We start from the raw sequence: 22,585 nt of genomic DNA on the forward strand, positions 1-22,585 counted from the left end.
TCTTCGAGTCGAAGACGTTCCGCGCGCCCACTACCCGGGTCGAGCAGGTCGTGGCCGACGTCTTCAGTGAGGTGCTCGGCGCCCCGCAGGTCGGCTTGGACGACGATTTCTTCGAGCTCGGTGGCAACTCGCTGGTCGCGACGCAGCTGATGGCACGGATCGGGGCGGCACTCGACACCCGAGTGCCGGTCCGTGAGCTGTTCGAGGCGTCGACCGTTGCGGCACTCGCGGCCCGTCTGCAGGTGCACGCAGGCTCGGGTGGCCGGATCGAGTTGGCCGCCAGGCCGCGTCCCGAGGCCATCCCACTGTCGATGGCCCAGCAGCGGATGTGGTTCATCAACCAGTTCGACACGACCTCCGCGGCCAGCAACATCCCGGTGGCGGTTCGGTTGACCGGAGGCCTGGATGTCGACGCGCTCAAGGCCGCGATCGGTGACCTGATCGCGCGGCACGAGGTGCTGCGTACGGTGTACCCGGCCCTCGACGGCACCGGCCATCAGGTGATCCTGCAGGCCGAGTCCGCCGCGCTGGAGCTCGCCGAGATCGAGATCGGCGCGGACGAGGTGCTCGAGCGGGTGATCGCGGTCGCGACGCAGGGCTTCGACGTCACGGCTGCCGTGCCGGTGCGCGCGGTCCTGTTCTCCGTGGCGGGAACCGATGAGCACGTGTTGGTCCTCGTGGTCCACCACATCGCCGGCGACGGCTTCTCGATCGGCCCCCTGACCAGGGACGTCATGATCGCCTATGCGGCCAGGTCGGCCGGTGAGCTGCCCGGATGGGAGCCGCTGGCGGTGCAGTACGCGGACTTCGCGCTGTGGCAGCGGGAGGTCCTCGGGTCCGAGCAGGATCCGGAGTCGCTGATCGCCCAGCAGATCTCGTACTGGACGCAGACCCTCGACAACGTGCCGGTCCAGCTCGATCTGCCCGCGGACCGCCCGCGACCGATGATCGCCTCTCACGTGGGCGACACGGTGGAGTTCACCATCGGCACCGACCTGCACCGCGGATTGATCGAACTCGCGCGAGATCACAACTCGACGATGTTCATGGTGCTGCACTCGGCGCTGGCAGTGCTGATGGCGCGGCTCAGCGGCACCGAGGACATCACGATCGGCACGCCGGTCGCCGGCCGCGGTGAGGCGGCACTCGACGATCTGGTCGGCATGTTCGTCAACACCCTGGTCCTCCGGACCGAGGTGGCGCCTGCCCGTTCGTTCGCCGAGTTCCTCGCGTCCACCCGCGAGGTGGACCTGTCCGCCTTCGCGAATGCAGACGTTCCGTTCGAGCGGCTCGTCGAGGTGCTCAGTCCCGAGCGCTCGCAGGCCCGGACCCCGCTGTTCCAGGTGGCGTTGTCGATGCAGAACATCGGGCAGACCTCGCTCGAACTGCCGGGCCTGCGGGTCGACGTCGTGGACGTGGACCCGAAGGTCGCCCGCCTGGACCTGCAGGTGAACCTGTCCGAGACCTTCGACGGCGAGGGTTCGGCCGCGGGTGTCGCGGGCGGCTTCACCTACGCGACGGACCTGTTCGACGGCGCGACGGTCGAGGGCTTCGTGGCCCGGTTCATCCGGGTGCTCGAGTCGATCGTCGCGGACGTGGACGCGCCCGTCGGCGACATCGAGATCCTGTCCTCGACCGAGCGCGGCGACCTCGCGAGCAGGATCGGTGCCGGCGTGACCGAGCCGGTTTCGCTTCCCGAATTCCTCTCCACTGCAGCATCATTGGATCCGTCGGCGGTCGCGCTCTCCGCGCCCGGACGATCGGTGACCTACCGTGAACTCGATGAGGAATCCTCTCGCCTGGCACGGATTCTGATCGCCCGCGGCGCGGGTCCGGAATCGGTCGTCGCGATGGCCCTGCCTCGTTCGGTGGAATCGGTGCTCGCCATCTGGGCGGTGGCGAAGACCGGTGCCGCCTATGTGCCCATCGACCCGAGCTACCCTGCGGACCGGATCGAGCACATGGTCACCGATTCGGAGGTCGTCGTCGGTGTCACCGCAGGACTGTTCGCGGATGCACTGCCGAGTTCGGTCCAGTGGCTCGTTCTCGATGACGGCGACCTCGTCGCGCAGTTGTCCGAGTCCTCGGCCGCGCCGATCACCGACGCAGATCGCATCAGTCCGGTCCGGCTCGAGCAGCCGGCCTGGGTGATCTACACGTCCGGCTCCACGGGTAAGCCCAAGGGCGTCGTGGTCACCCACGTCGGCCTGGCGGACTTCGTCGAGTTCCAGCGCCGGGCCACCCTGGTGACCGCGGATTCGCGTGTCCTGCATTTCGCCTCGCCGAGCTTCGACATCTCGATCAACGAGATGCTGCTCGCCGCGAGGGTGGGTGCGTGCCTGGTGATCGCCCCGACCACGATCTACGGCGGTGCGGAACTGGCGGCGCTGCTGCGTGGCGAGCGGGTGACCCACGCGATGATGACCCCACGACGCTGTCCTCGGTTGACCCGTCCGAACTGCCCGACCTGGGCATGATCGGCGTCGGCGGCGAGGCGTGCACGCCGGACCTGGTGGCCAGATGGGGTGGTGACCGAGAGTTCCTGAACGGATACGGACCCACCGAGACGACCATCGTCGTCTCCTTCACCGAACCGCTGGTTCCCGGACAGCCCATCACCATCGGCCGCCCGGTCTGCGGGGTGCGGGCACTGGTGCTCGACACCCGGTTGCGGCCCGTTCCCGACGGAGTCGTCGGCGAGCTGTACATCGGTGGGTCCAGCCTGGCCCGCGGCTACCGCGGGCGTCCGGATCTGACGGCGGACCGCTTCGTCGCGGATCCCTTCGGCCAGCCGGGCGGGCGCATGTACCGGACCGGCGACCTGGTCCGGTGGACCGGTAACGGCGAACTCGACTACGTCGGGCGGTCGGACTTCCAGGTCAAGGTCCGCGGCTTCCGGGTCGAGCTGGGTGAGGTCGACTCGTTGCTCACCGCGCAGCCGGGCATCGAGTTCGCGGTCACGCTTGGGCACTCCGGCACCGGGGGCGTCAGCTCCCTGGTGTCCTATGTGCTGGCGGAGGACGGCGTCGAGGTCGACGTCGAGGCGCTCAAGTCCGTGCTCGGACAGTCGCTGGCCCAGCACATGGTCCCGTCGGTGATCATGGTGCTGGACGAGATCCCGCGTACCCCGGTCGGCAAGCTGGATCGAAAGGCGTTGCCGGCGCCCGCGTTCGCGGCGAAGGCGTACCGCGCGCCGACCAATGCCGTCGAGGAGGCGGTCGCGTCCACCTTCGCAGATGTGCTCGGGATCGAGCGCGTCGGACTCGACGACGACTTCTTCGATCTCGGCGGAAACTCGCTGATCGCAACCCAGGTCACGGCCCGTCTTGGCGTGTCTCTGGACGCGACCGTGCCGGTGCGCACGTTGTTCGACGCCTCGACCGTCGAGGCACTCGCGGCCGCGGTCGAGCAGTACGTCGGGAAGGGCAGCCGCGAGGCGCTTGTCGCACAGGAGCGCCCGGACCGGATTCCGCTCTCGCTCGCGCAGCAGCGGATGTGGTTCCTCAACCGGATGGATCCGGGCTCGGCGGCGTACAACATTCCCGTCGCGATCCGGCTCACCGGCGATCTCGACACCGCGGCGTTGGAGTCCGCCGTCGTGGACGTGCTCGAGCGGCACGAGTCGCTGCGCACCGTCTACCCGGCGGTCGACGGGGACCCGCAGCAGGTGATCGTGCCGGTCGCGCAAGCGGTTCCGGATCTGACCCCGGTGGTCGTCACCGAGGCCGAGATCCTCGACCGGGTCGTCGCGCTGATGTCGGCGCCTTTCGACGTCGTCGCCGAGGTGCCGCTGCGCGCGGCGCTGTACACGACAGGCGAACGCGACTATGTCCTCGTCCTGTCTGTTCACCACATCAGCGCCGACGGATGGTCGATCGCGCCGCTGACCCGCGACGTGATGGTGGCCTACTCGGCGCGGCGATCCGGCGGGCTCGGACCGGACTGGTCGCCGCTGCCCGTGCAGTACGCCGACTTTGCGCTCTGGCAGCGCGGGCTGCTCGGCTCCGAGGACGATTCGGACTCTCTGATCGCGAACCAGCTGGACCACTGGCGCGGCGCACTCGACGGCCTGCCGGGCCTGCTGGAGCTGCCGACCGACCGGTCCCGGCCCGCGATCGCGAGCAATCGGGGCGCAACCGTGTCCGCCGAGATCGGCCGCGAGCTGCGCGGGGGCATCGAGCGGCTCGCCAGGGAGCAGGGCGTCACGGAGTTCATGGTCGTGCACGCCGCCCTCGCGGTGCTGCTCGCCCGGCTGTCAGGTACCGAGGACATCGCGATCGGCGCCCCGATCGCCGGCCGCGGTGAAGCAGGGCTCGACGATCTGGTCGGCATGTTCGTCAACACGGTGGTGCTGCGCGCACGGGTGGAGGCAGGCGAGTCTTTCGCGGCCCTGGTCGCCCGGGTCAGGGACACCGACGTGACCGCCTTCGGGAACGCGGACGTGCCGTTCGAAAGACTCGTGGACGTCATCTCGCCGGTCCGGTCGCAGTCGCACTCGCCGCTGTTCCAGGTCTCGTTGACGTTCCAGAACCTGACCCGTGCCGATCTGGAACTTCCCGGACTCACGGTCAGCGCTCTGGACGCGAACATGGTGGTCGCCAAGTTCGACCTCGACTTCACGATGTCGGATCGCCTCGATGTCGACGGCCTGGTCGACGGCATGGACGTGGTCGTCACCTATGCCACAGACCTGTTCGACGAGCAGACCGTGCGGTCGTTCGCCGATGGCCTCGTCGCCGTGCTCGATCAGGCGACCGCCGACATCGATCGGGTGGTCGGTGACCTGGACCTGGTCTCGGAGTCGGAGCTGCAGCGGACGCTGGTCGACTGGAATGCCACCACCGCCGAGGTCCGGCAGGGGACGCTCGTCGACTGGATCGACGACGCCGCAGCACGATTCGCCGCGCATCCGGCAGTCTCGTTCGACGGGACCACGATCTCGGCCGCGGAGTTCGACGCTCGGGTGAACCGGCTCGCGAGGGCGCTGATATCCCGCGGCGTCGGGCCGGAGTCGACCGTTGTCGTCGCGGCGCGCAGGTCGGTGGAGATGCTGGCCGCGATGTTCGCAGTGGTCAAGGCGGGCGCGGCGTTCGTGCCTGCGGATCCGGACCAGCCGGAGGAACGCCTGGCCACGGTGTACGAGATCGCGGAACCGGTGTGTGTGATCACGACGTCGTTCGACGGTGTCGAGGTGCCCGCGGGACTCGCGGTCGTCGAGGTCGACACGGTCGACCTGGCCGAGTTCAGCGACGCCCCGGTGCGCGACGCGGACCGGGTCTCGCCGCTGCGTCCCGAAAACCCGGCATATGTGATCTTTACGTCGGGATCGACGGGCGTGCCGAAGGGTGTGTCCGTCCCGCACGCGGCGATCGTGAACCAGCTGTCGTGGTTCGTCGACGAGTACGCGGTCACCGCGGACGACGTGGTGCTGCAGAAGACGCCTGTGGTGTTCGACCCGTCGGTGTGGGAGCTGTTCGTGCCGTTCCTCGCGGGTGCACACCTGGTGATCGCCCGGCCCGACGGGCACCGGGATCCGCGCTACCTCGTGGAGATGTGCCGCGAGTGGGGTGTGACGCTGCTCGGCTTCGTGCCCTCGATGTTGGCGACGCTGATGTCCGAGCCGGAGACGGCGTTGCCGCCGACCGTCCGGGCGCTGCAGCTGGCAGGCGAGGCACTGAGCCCCGAGCTGGCGGCGCGCACGCTGGAGGCGTCGGATGTGCGACTGAACAACGCCTACGGACCGGCCGAGACGACGTTGACGTCGGTGCACCACTGGTGCGACGGGGCCGAGACGGACTCGATGCCGATCGGTCGCGGCGTATGGAACATGAAGGCGTACGTGCTCGACTCGCGCCTGCACCCGGTCCCGATGGGTGTGTCGGGTGAGGTCTATTTGGCCGGCGCCCAGGTCTCCCGCGGCTACCACGGTCGGCCCGATCGGACGGCGGAGCGATTCGTCGCGAATCCGTTCGACGGTGCCGGTTCGGTGATGTACCGCACCGGCGACCTGGCCCGATGGGATCGGCGGGGTTGGCTGGAGTACGTGGGGCGCACCGACTTCCAGGTCAAGCTGCGCGGTCAGCGGATCGAACTGGGTGAGATCGAGTCGGCGCTCGAGCGGTTGACCGGAGTCGCGCAGGCCGTGGTGGTGCTGCACACCGGCGCAGCAACGGGTGACCAGTTGGTCGCCTATGTGGTGGCGCCCGGCGCGAACGGCGCGGACCTGCGCGCGCAGGTGGCAGGCACGCTGCCGGGGTACATGGTCCCGGCGACGGTGATGGTGCTCGACGCGTTCCCGCTGAACACCGCAGGCAAGCTGGATCGGAAGCTGTTGCCTGCCCCGGTGTTCGCGGCGCGGGTGTTCCGCGCGCCGGTGACGCCCACCGAGCAGACGGTGGCGGCGGTGGTCGGTGACGTGCTCGGTATCGAGCAGGTCGGTCTCGACGACGACTTCTTCGAGCTCGGCGGCAACTCGCTGCTCGCCATGCGGTTGGTCTCCCGGATCGACGCCGCGCTGGGATGCGCGCTGGCGGTGCGGGAGGTGTTCGAGGACGCAACGGTGGCGGGCCTGGCCGCCCGTGCCGATGCCACCACAGGAGCGGCACGGGGGACCGCGCTCACCGCGCGGGTCCGGCCGGACCGGATCCCGTTGTCCCTCGCACAGAATCGGATGTGGTTCCTCAACCAGTTCGATCCGTCGTCCTCCGCCTACACGGTCCCGCTGGCAATCAGCCTGCGCGGACGCCTCGACATCGAGGCGCTCGAACTGGCGGTCCGGGACGTGCTCGAGCGGCACGAGTCGCTGCGTACCGTGTTCCCGAACGACGAGCAGGGTCCGGCGCAGGTCATCCTCCCGGCCGACCAGGTCGTGCTGGACCTCGAGCCGGTGGACACCCAGGCGCACGAGGTGACCGATCGGGTGATCGAGATCCTCGGGGCCGGATTCGATGTGAGCGAGCGGGTGCCCGTGCGCGGCGCGGTGCTGCGGACCGGCGTCGACGAGCACGTGCTCGTGATGGCGATCCACCACATCAGCACCGACGGAGTCTCGACCGGGCCGCTGGCCCGTGACCTGACGCTCGCCTATGTGGCGCGCGCGGCGGGTCAGCAGCCGGCCTGGGCGCCGCTCCCGGTGCAGTACGCCGACTTCACCCTGTGGCAGCTCGAGCGGCTCGGTTCCGAAGACGATCCGGAGTCGTTGGCCGCCGGGCAGATCGGGTTCTGGAAGGACACCCTCGCGGGACTCCCGGACGTGCTCGAACTGCCCACCGACCGGCCCCGGCCCGCGGTGGCGTCCGGTCGCGGATCACGACTGCCCTTCGAGATCGACCCGGAGGTCGTCGCCGGCATCGAGGCGCTGGCCCGTGAATTCGGCGTCACCACCTTCATGGTCGTGCACGCCGCCTACTCGGTGCTGCTCGCGCGCCTGTCCGGCGGCACCGACATCGCGGTCGGCACGCCGATCGCCGGCCGCAGCGAGGCGGAGCTCGACGACCTGGTCGGCATGTTCGTCAACACCCTGGTGTTGCGCACCGAGGTCGACCCGTCCGGCTCGTTCGGCGACCTGCTCCGGAAGGTCCGGGTGGCCGACCTGGCCGCGTTCGGGCACTCCGAGATCCCGTTCGAGCGACTCGTCGAGGTGCTCAACCCGGCTCGCTCGCAGTCGCATTCGCCGCTGTTCCAGGCGTCGATGACCTTCGAGCACAACGAGAACACCACCCTCGAGTTGCCCGAGCTGACGATCAGCGGTGTCGACTACGAGGTCGACAGCAGCCAGTTCGACCTGACGTTGATCGTCACCGAGGGAATCGAGGTCGGGGGTCGTCCCGACGGGATGGGTGCCGCGTTGCGGTACGCCACCGACCTGTTCGACCGGGCCACGATCGAGGCGTTCGCGCAGCGGTTGGTCCGGATCCTGCGCGCCGCGGTCGCGGACCCCGGCGTCCGGGTGGGCGACATCGACCTGCTCGGCGACGCCGAGCGGGAGCGTGTGCTGTTCGACTGGAACGCGACGGACGAACTGATCGTCCCGCAGACCCTCGTCGATCTGTTCGACGAGCAGGTTGCCGCGACGCCGACCTCGGTGGCGCTCACGTTCGACGGTGAGTCGCTCACCTACGCCGAGTTCTCGGCGCGGGCGAACCGTCTGGCCAGGCACCTGATCTCGATGGGCGTCGGTCCGGAATCGCTCGTCGCGCTGGCCGTGCGCAGGTCCTTCGATCTCCTCGTCGGGATCTACGCGGTGCTCGAGGCGGGCGGCGCGTACGTGCCGATCGACCCGGACCAGCCGGCCGATCGGATCGGACACATCCTCGACACAGCCGACCCGGTGTGCGTCCTGTCGACCACGCGGGACGGATTCGAGGCACCAGGGGACAGGTCTGTCCTGAACATCGATGCGCTGGAGCTTTCCGGCGTGGAAGCCGGACCGGTGACGAGCGCCGAGCGCAGCGGCGTGCTGATCCCGTCGAGCACCGCCTACGTCATCTTCACCTCGGGATCGACGGGCAGGCCGAAGGGCGTCGCGGTCAGCCACGGCGCGATCGTCAACCGTCTGATGTGGATGCAGGCGGAGTACGGCCTCGACGCGCGGGACGCCGTGCTGCAGAAGACCCCGGTCACCTTCGACGTGTCGGTCTGGGAGCTGTTCTGGCCGCTGCAGGTCGGTGCACGCCTGGTGATCGCCGTGCCCGACGGCCATCGGGACCCGGCGTACCTGGCGCAGGTGATCGCCGACCAGTCGGTGACCACCGCCCACTTCGTGCCGTCGATGTTGGCCCTGTTCGTCGCGGAACCCTCTGTGACGGAGGCGCACTCGCTCGTTCGCGTGTTCGCGTCCGGCGAGGCCCTGCCTGCCCAGACCGCGGACCGGTTGCGGGAGGTCGCGCCCCAGGCGCGGCTGCACAACCTGTACGGCCCGACGGAGGCCGCGGTGGACGTCACCTTCCACGAGGTCACCGCCGCGGACCGGGTGAGCGTGCCGATCGGTGCGCCGGTGTGGAACACGCAGGTGTTCGTCCTGGACGCACGGCTTCGCCCCGTTCCGATGGGGGTCGCGGGCGAGCTCTACCTGGCAGGCGACCAGCTGGCCCGCGGGTACGTGGGACGCACCGACCTGACCGCCGACCGGTTCGTGGCCAATCCCTTCGTGACCGGGCAGCGGATGTACCGCACCGGTGACCTGGTGCGCTGGATCCACACGATGGACGGCACGACCGGCGAGGTCACCGGCGGCGAGCTCGAGTACCTGGGCCGCACCGACTTCCAGGTGAAGCTGCGCGGTCTGCGCATCGAACTCGGCGAGATCGAGACGGCGCTGCTGGCCGTGCCGGCGATCGAGCAGTCCGTGGTGACCCTGCACCGCGACGAGCGGTCCGGCGAGGCGCTCGTCGGTTACGTCGTGCCCGCCGCGGGGGAGACCGTGGACCTGGACGAGGTCAGGACCGCGCTCCGCGCGAGCCTGCCCGCCTACATGGTGCCGTCGGTCTTCGTCGTGCTGGACGCGTTCCCCCTCAATGCCAGCGGCAAGCTGGACCGCAAGGCGCTTCCCGCTCCGGTGCTGCAGGCCAGGCAGTTCCGGGCGCCGTCCACTCCGACCGAGGAGATCGTCGCGAGCGTGTTCGCCGATGTTCTCGGCGCAACGCGAATCGGTGCCGACGACGACTTCTTCGAGCTCGGCGGCAACTCCCTGATCGCCACCCAGGTGACCGCGCGACTCGGCGCGGCGCTGGACACCACGGTGTCGGTGCGGACGCTCTTCGACGCGTCAACGGTTGCGATGCTGGCGGCCGCGGTGGCGTCGCACGCCGGTGAGGGTGCGCGTCCGGCCCTCGTCGCGGGCGACCGTCCCGACGAGTTGCCGTTGTCGTTGGCACAGCAGCGGATGTGGTTCCTCAACCGATTCGACCCCGAGTCGGCGGCGTACCACATTCCGATGGCCATCCGGCTGACCGGCGAGCTCGACACCGCGGCGCTCCAGGCGGCGGTGGTCGACGTGCTCGAGCGGCACGAGTCGCTGCGCACCGTCTTCCCCGAGGTCGACGGGGCGCCGCAGCAGGTGATCGTGTCTGCGGCACAAGCCGTCCCGGATCTGACTCCGGTGTCGATCGCCGAGTCCGAGGTGTTCGACAGGGTCGCCGCACTGGTCACGACGCCGTTCGACGTCTCAGCGGGTGTGCCGCTTCGGGGGTCGCTGTTCCTGGTCGGTCCGAACGAGTTCGTGCTGGTGCTGGTCGTGCACCACATCAGCGCCGACGGTTGGTCGATCGCCCCGCTGACCCGCGACGTGATGCTCGCCTACGCGGCGCGCAGCCTCGGCCAGGCGCCCGCCTGGGCGCCGCTCGCGGTGCAGTACGCGGACTTCGCGCTCTGGCAGCGCGCGGTGCTCGGATCCGAGGAGGATCGCTCGTCGCTCGTCGCCCGTCAGGTCGGGTACTGGACGGAGACGCTTGCCGGTCTCCCCGATCTGATCGAGCTGCCGACCGACCGGCCGCGCCCGGCGGTCGCGAGCAATCGCGGAGCAAAGCTGGTCTTCGAGATCGACGCCGAGGTACATCGCGGTGTCGAGCGGATCGCACGCGAGCACGCGGTGACCCAGTTCATGGTCGTGCACGGCGCACTCGCGGTGTTGCTGGCACGGCTGTCCGGAGGCACCGACATCGCGATCGGTGCGCCGGTGGCCGGTCGCGGCGAGGCCCAGCTCGACGACCTGGTCGGCATGTTCGTCAACACCCTGGTGCTGCGTACTCAGGTCGATCCCGCCGCGGGATTCGGAGCATTCCTGGCTCATGTCCGGGACCAGGACCTGGCCGCTTTCGGGCATGCGGACGTGCCATTCGAGCGGGTCGTCGACGCGATCTCGCCGGTGCGCTCTCAGTCGCACTCGCCGCTGTTCCAGGTCGCGCTCACGTTCCAGAACCTGGCCAAGTCCGAGCTGGATCTGCCGGGGCTGCACGTGGCGGGGCTCGACATCGATGCGGTCGTCACCTGGTTCGACCTCGACTTCACGATGGTCGACCGCTATGACGAGGACGGCGCTCCGAACGGGTTGACGGCGCAGCTCACCTACGCCGTCGACCTGTTCGACGCCACCACGGCGGAGGCCATCGCGGCGACGTTCGGCCGCATCCTGGCCGCGGTGGTGGGCGGCGACGAGACCCCGGTCGGCGACATCGAGCTGCTGGCCGACGCGGAGCGTGCCGTGGTGCTCGGCGACTGGAACGACACCGTGGTCGAGGTCGCACCCTCCACCCTCGTCGACCTCATCGACACCCAGGTCGCTCGCCGCCCCGACGAGGTGGCGGTGATCTTCGAAGGGGTCGAGCTGACGTACGCGCAGTTCGATGCCCGGGTGAACCGGCTGGCCAGATGGCTGGTCGCGGAGGGCGTCGGTCCGGAGACCCGTGTCGGGCTGGCGATCCCGCGTTCGATCGAGATGCTCGTCGGCATGCACGCGATCGTCAAGGCCGGTGCCGCCTATGTGCCGATCGATCCGGATCAGCCGGTCGAACGCAATGCCTACGTGGTGGAGTCCGCAGCACCGCTGCTGGTTCTGACCGCAGGAACTCCGATCTCCCTCGAGGTTCGGACGGTGGACATCGCGGCCCTCGATCTGTCCGGTCACAGCGATGCGCCGGTGCGGGACGGCGAGCGGACCTCGCCGCTGCGGCCCGCGCACCCGGCGTACGTGCTCTACACCTCCGGTTCGACCGGGCGGCCCAAGGGCGTCACCGTCTCGCACGCCGCGATCGTCAACCAGATGCGGTGGCTGGAGGGCGAATACGGGGTCACCGATGCCGACTGCGTCATGCAGCGGGCGCCGTTCACCTTCGACGTCTCGGTGTGGGAGTGCTTCCTGCCCCTGTGCGTCGGCGCTCGACTGGTCATCGCGCGTCCCGGTGGGCACCTCGACATGGGGTACCTGGCGGGCCTGATGCGTACTCACGGCGTCTCCATCGCCGAGTTCGTGCCGTCGGTGATCGCGGCGATGGTCGCCGAGGGTCATGCGGAGGCACTGTCGTCGCTGCGCCATCTGCACAGTGGCGGCGAGGCCCTGTCCGCCGAACTGGTCGACACCGTGCGCGCGCACTTCCACGGCGGGCTGCACAACACCTACGGTCCGACCGAGGCCGCCATCACCACCACCGGACACGAGATCACCGGTCCCGTCGACGGGATCGTGCCGATCGGCGGTCCGGCGTGGAACACGAGGGCCTATGTGCTCGACGAGCGCCTGCACCCCGTGCAGGCGGGTGTGCCGGGTGAGTTGTACCTGGCAGGCGCGCAGCTGGCCCGTGGTTACCACGGCCGCGTCGACCTGACCGCAGACCGGTTCGTCGCCGATCCGTTCGCCGCGACCGGAACGTCCTCGGAGCCGGGTGCCCGGATGTACCGGACCGGTGACCTGGTGCGGTGGAACGAGCTCGGTGAGCTGGTGTACCTGGGCCGCACCGACTTCCAGGTGAAGCTGCGCGGACTGCGGATCGAGCTCGGCGAGATCGAGTCGGCGCTCATGCGCTGCGACGAGGTCACCCAGTCACTCGTGACGATGGTGCGCGACCCGCGCGCGGGCGAGCACCTCGTCGGCTACGTGACGGTTCGGGCCGGTACCGCACCGACGGCCGCCGAGCTGCGGGCCGTGGTCGCGGCCGAGCTGCCGGCCTACATGGTGCCGTCGCAGGTGCTGGTGCTCGACGAGTTCCCGCTGAACTCGAGCGGCAAGCTGGACCGGAAGGCGCTGCCGGCGCCGGTGTTCGAAGCTGCCGAGTTCCGGGCGCCGACGACTCCGGTGGAGCAGGTTGTGGCCGGCACGTTCGCGGACCTCCTCGGGGTGGCGCGGGTCGGTCTCGATGACGACTTCTTCGCTTTGGGCGGCAACTCGCTGATCGCGATGCAGGTTGCGGCGCGGTTGAGCAGCGCACTCGATGCCAGGGTTGCGGTGCGGGAGCTGTTCGAGGCCTCGACGGTCGAGGCGTTGGCCGCGCGGTTGGCGTCGTCTGCCGGTGCGGGCGGTCATGTCGCGCTGGCGGTGCGGGAGCGTCCGGAGCTGATTCCGCTCTCGCCCGCGCAGTCGCGGATGTGGTTCCTCAACCGATTCGACCGGGATTCCTCGGCATACAACATCCCGATCGTTGTGCGGCTCTCGGGCGCGCTCGACTTCGCTGCGCTGCAGGCCGCGGTGGCCGATGTGGTGGCGCGGCACGAGGTGCTGCGCACGGTGTACGTCGACATCGACGGGATCGGTCACCAGGTGGTGCTGCCCGCAGACCAGGCGGCGATCGAGCTGACTCCGGTGGTCGCGGCCGCCGAGTCGGTGGCCGCGATGGCCGTGGAATTCATCTCGGCCCCGTTCGACGTCACCGAGCAGGTCCCGTTGCGGGCCCGGCTGTACGAGGTCGAGGCCGGTGCCGAGTACGTGCTGGCGATGACCGTGCACCACATCAGTGCCGACGGTTGGTCGGTTGCTCCGCTGACTCGCGACGTGGTGGTGGCCTACGCCGCCCGCAGCACGGGGCAGCAGCCGTCGTGGGCGCCGTTGCCGGTGCAGTACGTGGACTACACGCTGTGGCAGCGTGAGGTGCTCGGTTCCGAGCAGGACCCGCAGTCGCTGATGTCGGCTCAACTGGCCTACTGGACCGCCGCGCTTCGCGGCGCGCCGGATGTGCTGGAGCTCCCGACTGATCGTCCGCGCCCCGCGGTGATGTCGAACCTCGGTGCGGTGCAGCCGTTCACGATCGACGCCGAGTTGCACGCGGCGATCGATGAGGTCGCCCGCCGCAGTGGTGCGACGCTGTTCATGGTGATGCACGCCGCGCTCGCGGTGCTGCTGGCACGGCTGTCGGGGACCAGCGACATCGTCATCGGCACCCCGGTGGCCGGTCGCGGCGACGCCTTGCTCGACGACCTGGTCGGCATGTTCGTCAACACGCTGGTGTTGCGCCTCGAGGTCGACGGCGGTGCGTCGTTCGGCGAGATCGTCGCCCGCGCTCGGGAGACCGACCTCGGTGCCTTCGGCCATGCCGATGTTCCGTTCGAGCAGGTCGTCGAGGTGCTCAACCCCGTTCGTTCGCAGGCATACTCGCCGCTGTTCCAGGTGTCGCTGTCCTTCGAGAACCTCGACTCCCCGGAGGTCGAGCTCGGTGGACTGACGGTCTCCGGTGTGGACTCGGATGTGGTGCTGTCCAAGTTCGATCTGGAGTTCGGGTTCGTAGACAGCTATGACGCCGACGGTGCGCCTGCAGGCCTACACGGTGCGGTGACCTATGCCACGGCACTGTTCGACGCCGCCGGTGTCGAGCGCATGGTCGACGGTCTGCTTCGAGTCCTGCGTGCGGTGACGGCGGGCACCGAGTCGCCGGTCGGCGACACGGTGGGCCCGAACGTGGTGGTCGGCGATATCGACCTGCTCGGTGCAGGTGAGCGGGAGTTGGTGCTGCGGGAGTGGAACGCGACCGATGCGCCTGCGCCGGTGGGGACGTTGGATTCGTTGTTCGCCGATCAGGTTGCGCGGACTCCGGGTGCGGTCGCCCTCGTCAGCGGGGCGGAGACGCTCACCTACCGTGAGTTCGACGACCGGGTCAATGCGGTTGCGCGGCATCTGATCGGCCTCGGTGTCGGGGTCGAGTCGCGGGTGGTGCTCGCGATGCGCCGGTCGATCGACCAGGTGGTCGCGATGTATGCGGTGGTCCGTGCCGGTGGTGCGTATGTGCCGGTCGACCCGGATCAGCCGGCGGAGCGGATCGGGCACGTGATCGAGACGGCCGACCCGGAGTACGTGTTGGTTGATGCCGACCTGGGCGAGATCTCGTTCGGGCGGACCGCTGTCGTGATCGCAGGCGTCGATCTGGCCGATGTCCGGCCGGTGACTGCGGCCGACCGCAGGGGCTCGCTGGTCGCCGAGAACACGGCGTATGTGTTGTTCACGTCGGGTTCGACGGGGCGGCCGAAGGGTGTTGCGGTTTCGCATGGGGCTGCGGTGAACCAGTTGGTGTCGATGCAGGCCGAGTACGGGCTCGACGAGCGGGATTCGGTGCTGCAGAAGACGCCTGCGACGTTCGATGCGTCGGTGTGGGAGTTCTTCTGGCCGCTGCAGGTCGGTGCCCGGTTGGTGCTGGCGTCGGTGGATGGTCATCGGGATCCGCAGTATCTGGCGGCGGTGTTGGTGGAGCAGTCGGTGACGACGGTGCAGTTCGTGCCGTCGATGTTGCCGATGGTGTTGGCGGCGTTGCCGGAGTCGGGGGCCCCGGCGTTGCGGCGGGTGTTCGCCGGTGGCGAGCCGTTGCCTGCGGTGGTGGCGGCGGAGTTCGTGCGGGTCACCGGTGCTGCGGTGCACAACCTCTACGGTCCGACCGAGGCGGCGATGCAGGTCACTCGCCGTGAGGCGGCCGAGACCGATGCGGCGGTCGTGCCGATCGGTGGTCCGGTCGAGGGCACGAAGGTGTTTGTGCTCGACGGGCGTCTGCGTCCGGTTCCGGTTGGCGTGCCGGGTGAGCTGTATCTGGCGGGCGTGCAGTTGGCCCGCGGCTACCAGTCGCGGCCGGATCTGACGGCGGAGCGGTTCGTGGCGAACCCGTTCGGCGGCGGTGAGCGGATGTACCGGACCGGCGACCTGGCTCGCTGGTCGTCGGCGGGTGAGCTGGAATTCTTGGGCCGCACCGATTTCCAGGTGAAGCTGCATGGTCTGCGGATCGAGCTCGGCGAGGTGGAGGCGGCGTTGGCCGCGCATCCGTCGGTGGGTCAGTCGGTGGCGGCGGTTGTCGACACCGCGGCGGGCAGGCATCTGGTCGGTTATGTGACGGCGGCTCCCGAGGCCGTTGTCGATGTTGCCGACGTGATGGCGGTCGCTGCGGATCGGTTGCCGGCGTACATGGTGCCGTCGCAGGTGCTGGTGCTCGAGGAGTTGCCGGTCACGTCGAGTGGCAAGGTGGATCGGAAGGCGTTGCCTGCGCCGGTGTTCGAGGCGGCCGAGTTCCGTGCTCCGGTCACCGAGGTCGAGCGGGTTGTGGCGTCGGTGTTCGGGGAGTTGCTCGGTCTCGAGCGGGTCGGTCTGGACGACGACTTCTTCGCCTTGGGTGGTAACTCACTGGTCGCGATGCAGGTTGCGGCGCGGTTGAGCAGCGCACTCGATGCCAGGGTTGCGGTGCGGGAGTTGTTCGAGGCCTCGACGGTCGAGGCGTTGGCCGCGCGGTTGGCGTCCTCTGTCGGCGCCGGTGGTCATGTCGCGCTGGCGGTGCGGGAGCGTCCGGAGCTGATTCCGCTCTCGCCCGCGCAGTCGCGGATGTGGTTCCTCAATCGTTTCGATTCTTCGTCGTCGGCGTACAACATCCCGGTAGCGGTGCGGCTCTCGGGCGCGCTCGACGTCGCTGCGCTGCAGGCCGCGGTGGCCGATGTGGTGGCGCGGCACGAGGTGCTGCGCACGGTGTACATCGACATCGACGGGATCGGTCACCAGGTGGTGCTGCCCGCGGATCAGGCGGTGATCGACTTGATGCCGGTGCTGGTGGACCCGGAGTCGGTGGCTGGTGCGGCGATGGAGTTCGTCTCGGCCCCGTTCGACGTCACCGAGCAGGTCCCGTTGCGGGCCCGGCTGTACGAGGTCGAGGCCGGTGCCGAGTACGTGCTGGCGATGGTGGTCCATCACATCAGCGCCGACGGTTGGTCGGTTGCTCCGCTGACCCGTGACGTGATGGTCGCGTATGCCGCTCGCAGTGTCGGGCAGGAGCCGTCGTGGGCGCCGTTGCCGGTGCAGTACGTGGACTACACGCTGTGGCAGCGTGAGGTTCTCGGTTCCGAGCAGGACCCGCGGTCGCTGGTCTCGACCCAGCTGGATTACTGGACTGCGGCGCTTCGGGGTGTTCCGGATGTGCTGGAGCTCCCGACTGATCGTCCGCGCCCGGCGGTGATGTCGAACCTCGGGGCCTTGCATGAGTTCACGCTCGACGCCGAGTTGCATGCGGCGCTCGATGCGGTGGCCCGCCGCAGTGGTGCGACGCTGTTCATGGTGATGCACGCCGCGGTCGCGGTGCTGTTGTCGCGGCTGTCGGGGACCAGCGACATCGTCGTCGGCACCCCGGTGGCCGGTCGCGGTGATGCTGCTCTCGACGACCTGGTCGGCATGTTCGTCAACACGCTGGTGTTGCGCCTCGAGGTCGACGGCGGCGCGTCGTTCGGCGAGATCGTCGCCCGGGCTCGGGAGACCGACCTCGGTGCGTTCGGCCATGCCGATGTTCCGTTCGAGCAGGTCGTCGAGGTGCTCAACCCCGTTCGTTCGCAGGCATACTCGCCGCTGTTCCAGGTGTCGGTGTCGTTCCAGAATCTGGATACGCCTGAGGTCGAACTCGGTGAGCTCAAGGCTGCAGCCGTGGACTCGGATGTGGTGTTGGCGAAGTTCGATCTGGACTTCGGGTTCGCCGACAGCTACGACGCCGACGGCGTGCCGGCCGGTGTGACGGGTGTGCTGACTTATGCCACCGCGTTGTTCGACGCCGCTGGTGTGGCGCGGGTGACCGATGGCCTGGTGCGGATCCTGCGTGCGGTGACCACCGACACCGAGTCGCCGGTCGGCGATATCGACCTGCTCGGTGCGGGTGAGCGGGAGTTGGTGCTGCGGGAGTGGAACGCGACCGATGCGCCCGCGCCGGTGGGGACGTTGGATTCGTTGTTCGCCGATCAGGTTGCGCGGACTCCGGGTGCGCTCGCGATGGTCGACGAGTCGATGGCCCTGACCTATCGGCAGTTCAATGCCCGGGTCGATGCGGTTGCGCGGCATCTGATCGGCCTCGGTGTCGGGGTCGAGTCGCGGGTGGTGCTCGCGATGCGCCGGTCGATCGACCAGGTGGTCGCGATGTATGCGGTGGTCCGTGCCGGTGGTGCGTATGTGCCGGTCGACCCGGATCAGCCGGCGGAGCGGATCGGGTACGTGATCGAGACTGCTGACCCGCTGTTGGTGCTCGTCGACGCCGGTATGCCCTCGGATATTGGGTTCGGGCGCCCGGTCATCGACGTTGCGGGGATCGATCTGGCCGATGTCCGGCCGGTGGCGGCCGCGGATCGGATCGGTGTGTTGGGTCCGCAGAACACGGCGTATGTGTTGTTCACGTCGGGTTCGACGGGGCGGCCGAAGGGTGTTGCGGTTTCGCATGGGGCTGCGGTGAACCAGTTGGTGTCGATGCAGGCCGAGTACGGGCTCGACGAGCGGGATTCGGTGCTGCAGAAGACGCCTGCGACGTTCGATGCGTCGGTGTGGGAGTTCTTCTGGCCGCTGCAGGTCGGTGCCCGGTTGGTGCTGGCGTCGGTGGATGGTCATCGGGATCCGCAGTATCTGGCGGCGGTGTTGGTGGAGCAGTCGGTGACGACGGTGCAGTTCGTGCCGTCGATGTTGCCGATGGTGTTGGCGGCGTTGCCGGAGTCGGGGACCCCGGCGTTGCGGCGGGTGTTCGCCGGTGGCGAGCCGTTGCCTGCGGTGGTGGCGGCGGAGTTCGTGCGGGTCACCGGTGCTGCGGTGCACAACCTCTACGGTCCGACCGAGGCGGCGATGCAGGTCACTCGCCGTGAGGCGGCCGAGACCGATGCGGCGGTCGTGCCGATCGGTGGTCCGGTCGAGGGCACGAAGGTGTTTGTGCTCGACGGGCGTCTGCGTCCGGTTCCGGTTGGCGTGCCGGGTGAGCTGTATCTGGCGGGCGTGCAGTTGGCCCGCGGCTACCAGTCGCGGCCGGATCTGACGGCGGAGCGGTTCGTGGCGAACCCGTTCGGCGGCGGTGAGCGGATGTACCGGACCGGCGACCTGGCTCGCTGGTCGTCGGCGGGTGAGCTGGAATTCTTGGGCCGCACCGATTTCCAGGTGAAGCTGCATGGTCTGCGGATCGAGCTCGGCGAGGTGGAGGCGGCGTTGGCCGCGCATCCGTCGGTGGGTCAGTCGGTGGCGGCGGTTGTCGACACCGCGGCGGGCAGGCATCTGGTCGGTTATGTGACGGCGGCTCCCGAGGCCGTTGTCGATGTTGCCGACGTGATGGCGGTCGCTGCGGATCGGTTGCCGGCGTACATGGTGCCGTCGCAGGTGCTGGTGCTCGAGGAGTTGCCGGTCACGTCGAGTGGCAAGGTGGATCGGAAGGCGTTGCCTGCGCCGGTGTTCGAGGCGGCCGAGTTCCGTGCTCCGGTCACCGAGGTCGAGCGGGTTGTGGCGTCGGTGTTCGGGGAGTTGCTCGGTCTCGAGCGGGTCGGTCTGGACGACGACTTCTTCGCCTTGGGTGGTAACTCACTGGTCGCGATGCAGGTTGCGTCTCGCCTCGGAACCGAGCTGGAGGCTCAGGTTCCGGTGATGTGGCTGTTCACCACGTCGACCACTGAGGCACTGGCCGCCAGGATCGTGTCTGCACGACTGGGGCTCGAGAACATGGCCGAGGACGCGGCATTCGACGTGTTGCTCCCGCTGCGGCCCGGCGGATCCAAGCCGCCGGTGTTCTGCATCCACCCGATCATCGGGCTCTCGTGGGCATTCGCCGGATTGTCTGCCCACATCGACAAGGAACGGGGGATCTACGGACTGCAGTCACCCGCCCTGTCCGGAGCGGCGCCGCTGCCCGAGACCGTGGAGGAATGGGCTCGGGTGTACGTCGAGCAGATCCGGACCGTGCAGCCCGAGGGTCCGTACAACCTGGTCGGCTGGTCGCTCGGCGGCGTGATCGCTCACGCGATGGCGGCGCTGCTGCAGTCCGAGGGCGACGAGGTCGCGCTGCTGGCCATGATGGACAGCTTCGCGGAGCGGCCCGCCGACGGGGTGCTCGCCGATCGGGCCATGACCGCCGGCGACCTGCTCGGAGGCCTGCTCCCGGCACTCGTGGCCGACGCTCCGGAGGGCTCGGCCGAGGCCATGTCCGCCGAGGTGCTGTCCGAGGAGATGCTGGGCGGATTCGTCGAGAACCTGCCGGCGCCGTTCAACGCGCTCGGGGCGGAGCGAATCATCGCAGCGGTGGAGGCGGCGGGCGCTTCGGTCGCCGTGATGGATGCCTACCTGCCCGCGACGTACAAGGGTGACCTCGTGTACTTCGCCGCGCTCGCGGACGATCCAAGCGGCAAGGTCGGCGCGGGCACCTGGCAGGACGGAATCGATGGCCGGATCATGACCCACGGCATCGACGAGACCCACTGGGGGATGGCCTCACCCGCCGCGCTCGCCAAGATCGGCGAGGCACTGCGAGAGGTGTGGGACGCCGAGGAGGTCGAGGCCGACGAATAGGGAGTCGGGGCCCGCAGGCGGGCGACGTTGGGCAAAAGAAACTGCAGGACAAGAGCATTGATCGAGAAAGGCGCTACACATGAGCAACCCCTTCGATGATGAGGACGGCCAGTTCCTGGTGTTGGTGAACGACGAGGGTCAGCACTCGCTGTGGCCCATGTTCGCCCAGGTTCCCGCCGGCTGGGTCGAGGTCCACGGCCCGACCTCACGTCAGGAATGCGTCGACTACGTCGAGGCGAACTGGACCGACATGCGGCCGAAGAGCCTGATCGAGGCGATGGCGGGAGACGCCGACAAGTAGGCACGATTGAACGAACCCGCCGCCGCAGCGTTCGCTCCGGGGCGGGTTCCTTCATGGTTGTGAGCACCTGTCGGCGACCCGGTGTGGGTCGCCGACAGCTCGCCGCGTGGCGGCGAATCTCGGGGCCGACGCAGGTCTGGCCCTCTCATCCCCAACGGTAAGGAGTTCGGCCCCGTGTGTTCGATCCTCGGCATTTTCGGTCTGCAGTCCGGCGACGATCTGGCCGCGCTGCGCGTTCAGGCCGTGGAACTGTCGCGCAGGCAACGGCACCGCGGGCCCGACTGGAGCGGGGTGTTCGTCGGTGACGGCGCGATCCTGGTGCACGAGCGCCTGGCGATCGTGGACCCGGCCAGCGGGTCGCAGCCGCTGCGCTCGCGGGACGGGCACCTCGCGTTGGCGGCCAACGGGGAGATCTACAACCACCGTGAGCTGCGCGAGGCCAGCGGGTACGACTTCACCACCGGCTCCGACTGCGAGGTGATCAGCGCCCTCTACCGCGAGGGGACACCGATTTCGTGAACCGGCTCAACGGTATCTTCGCGTTCGCGTTGTTCGATGCCGAGCAGCAGCGGTTCCTGATCGCCCGCGACCCGATCGGGGTGATCCCGCTGTACTGGGGTCACGACGGCGACGGCCGCATCCTGGTCGCGTCGGAGATGAAGGCACTGGTCGGGGTGTGCGAGGACGTGGCCGCGTTCCCGCCGGGCCACCTCTACGACAGCGCGACTGGTGAGCTGCGCCGCTACTACGACAAGCCGTGGCGTGAGCACTCGGCCACCGTCGGCACCCGGGTGTCCCCGCAGGAGCTGCGGGCCGCGTTCGAGCAGGCGGTGCACCGGCAGATGATGACCGACGTCCCCTACGGTGTGCTGCTCTCCGGCGGTCTGGATTCGTCGCTGGTGGCCGCGTGCGCGGCCAAATTCGCCCGCGACCGGGTCGAGGACGACGACCGCAGCGAGGCGTGGTGGCCGCACCTGCATTCGTTCGCGATCGGGTTGGAGGGCTCGCCGGACCTGGCGGCCGCCCAGCTCGCCGCCGATTCCCTCGGCACCGAGCACCACGGCTTCGTCTACACCTTCGCCGAGGGCCTCGACGCGTTGCCGGAGGTGATCCGGCACATCGAAACCTACGACGTGACCACCATCCGGGCCTCGACCCCGATGTTCCTGCTGGCCCGTCGGATCAAGGCGATGGGCGTGAAGATGGTGCTCTCCGGGGAGGGCGCCGACGAGATGTTCGGCGGCTACCTGTACTTCCACAAGGCGCCGTCCGCGCGGGCCTTCCACGAGGAGACCGTCGCCAAGCTCGACGCCCTGCACAGCTACGACTGCCTGCGCGCGAACAAGTCGATGATGGCCTGGGGTGTGGAGGCGCGGGTGCCGTTCCTGGACCTGGAGTTCCTCGACACCGCGATGAGCATGGACGCCACCCACAAGATGGCAGGCGGCGGCCGGATCGAGAAGGCCGTGATCCGCGAGGCGTTCGAGGGCGCGCTGCCCGAGCAGATCCTGTGGCGGCAGAAGGAACAGTTCAGCGACGGCGTCGGCTACGGCTGGATCGACGGCCTCAAGGACCACGCCGAGGCCGTGGTCACCGACGTCGAGCTCGCGTCCGCCGCGCAACTGTTCCCGCACAACACCCCGGAAACCAAGGAGGCCTACCTCTACCGGCGGATCTTCGCCCAGCACTTCCCCGGCGAGGCCTGCGCGGCCACCGTGCCGGGCGGCAAGTCCATCGCCTGCTCCACCCCCGCCGCACTCGAGTGGGACCCGGAATTCGCCGCGATGGCCGACCCCTCCGGCCGCGCCGTCCAGGGCGTCCACGAACAGGCACTCGCCCGCTAGCAACCAACCGCATGATCGATGCGGGCGGCCGGGCGGAGCGGATCAAGGGGGGTCCTCGGGCGACCGTGGGCGCTCCGTCGTCGGGTCCGCCCTGAGGGGTGTCTGGGGCCGCCCTGATCGCTGCACCAGACGCGGAACTGGCGGTTCACGTATCTTGTCACTCTGGATCGCACTATGCGATGGTCAGGTCGAGTGGTACCGGGGGGG

4 protein-coding genes and 1 pseudogene are annotated in these 22,585 nt (G+C 69.0%); all 5 read left to right on the forward strand.

Features of this window, described 5'->3' with window-relative positions; genetic code table 11:
- Positions 1-59: 59 nt before the first annotated feature.
- Positions 60-2,387, forward strand: a pseudogene (locus tag BTZ20_RS29705) (condensation domain-containing protein); the annotation flags it as partial.
- Entirely contained in the window at positions 2,336-20,233 is a 17,898-nt protein-coding gene (locus BTZ20_RS29710; RefSeq protein ID WP_077040809.1) for a non-ribosomal peptide synthetase, read from the forward strand. The pseudogene BTZ20_RS29705 and the gene BTZ20_RS29710, both read left to right, overlap by 52 nt.
- 79 nt (positions 20,234-20,312) lie before the next feature.
- Positions 20,313-20,534, forward strand: a complete 222-nt coding sequence (locus BTZ20_RS06575) for an MbtH family protein (protein WP_077040810.1) — start codon at positions 20,313-20,315, stop codon at positions 20,532-20,534.
- A 174-nt stretch (positions 20,535-20,708) separates the two neighbouring features.
- A complete protein-coding gene (locus BTZ20_RS28940) occupies positions 20,709-21,053 on the forward strand; it encodes a hypothetical protein (protein ID WP_262982513.1) in 345 nt (114 codons plus the stop codon).
- Positions 21,050-22,378: an asparagine synthase B gene (gene asnB / locus BTZ20_RS06580; protein WP_262982514.1), complete on the forward strand. Its 1,329-nt coding sequence runs from the start codon at positions 21,050-21,052 to the stop codon at positions 22,376-22,378. Before BTZ20_RS28940 ends, asnB begins: the two co-directional genes overlap by 4 nt.
- Positions 22,379-22,585 lie beyond the last annotated feature (207 nt).

It is taken from the genome of Rhodococcus sp. MTM3W5.2, from assembly GCF_001984015.1.
Lineage (GTDB): Bacteria > Actinomycetota > Actinomycetes > Mycobacteriales > Mycobacteriaceae > Rhodococcus_G > Rhodococcus_G oryzae.

What these genes read in the sequence shown, in the direction of transcription:
- BTZ20_RS06575 (WP_077040810.1), top strand. Translation starts at nt 20,313, where the DNA reads ATGAGCAACCCCTTCGATGATGAGGACGGCCAGTTCCTGGTGTTGGTG.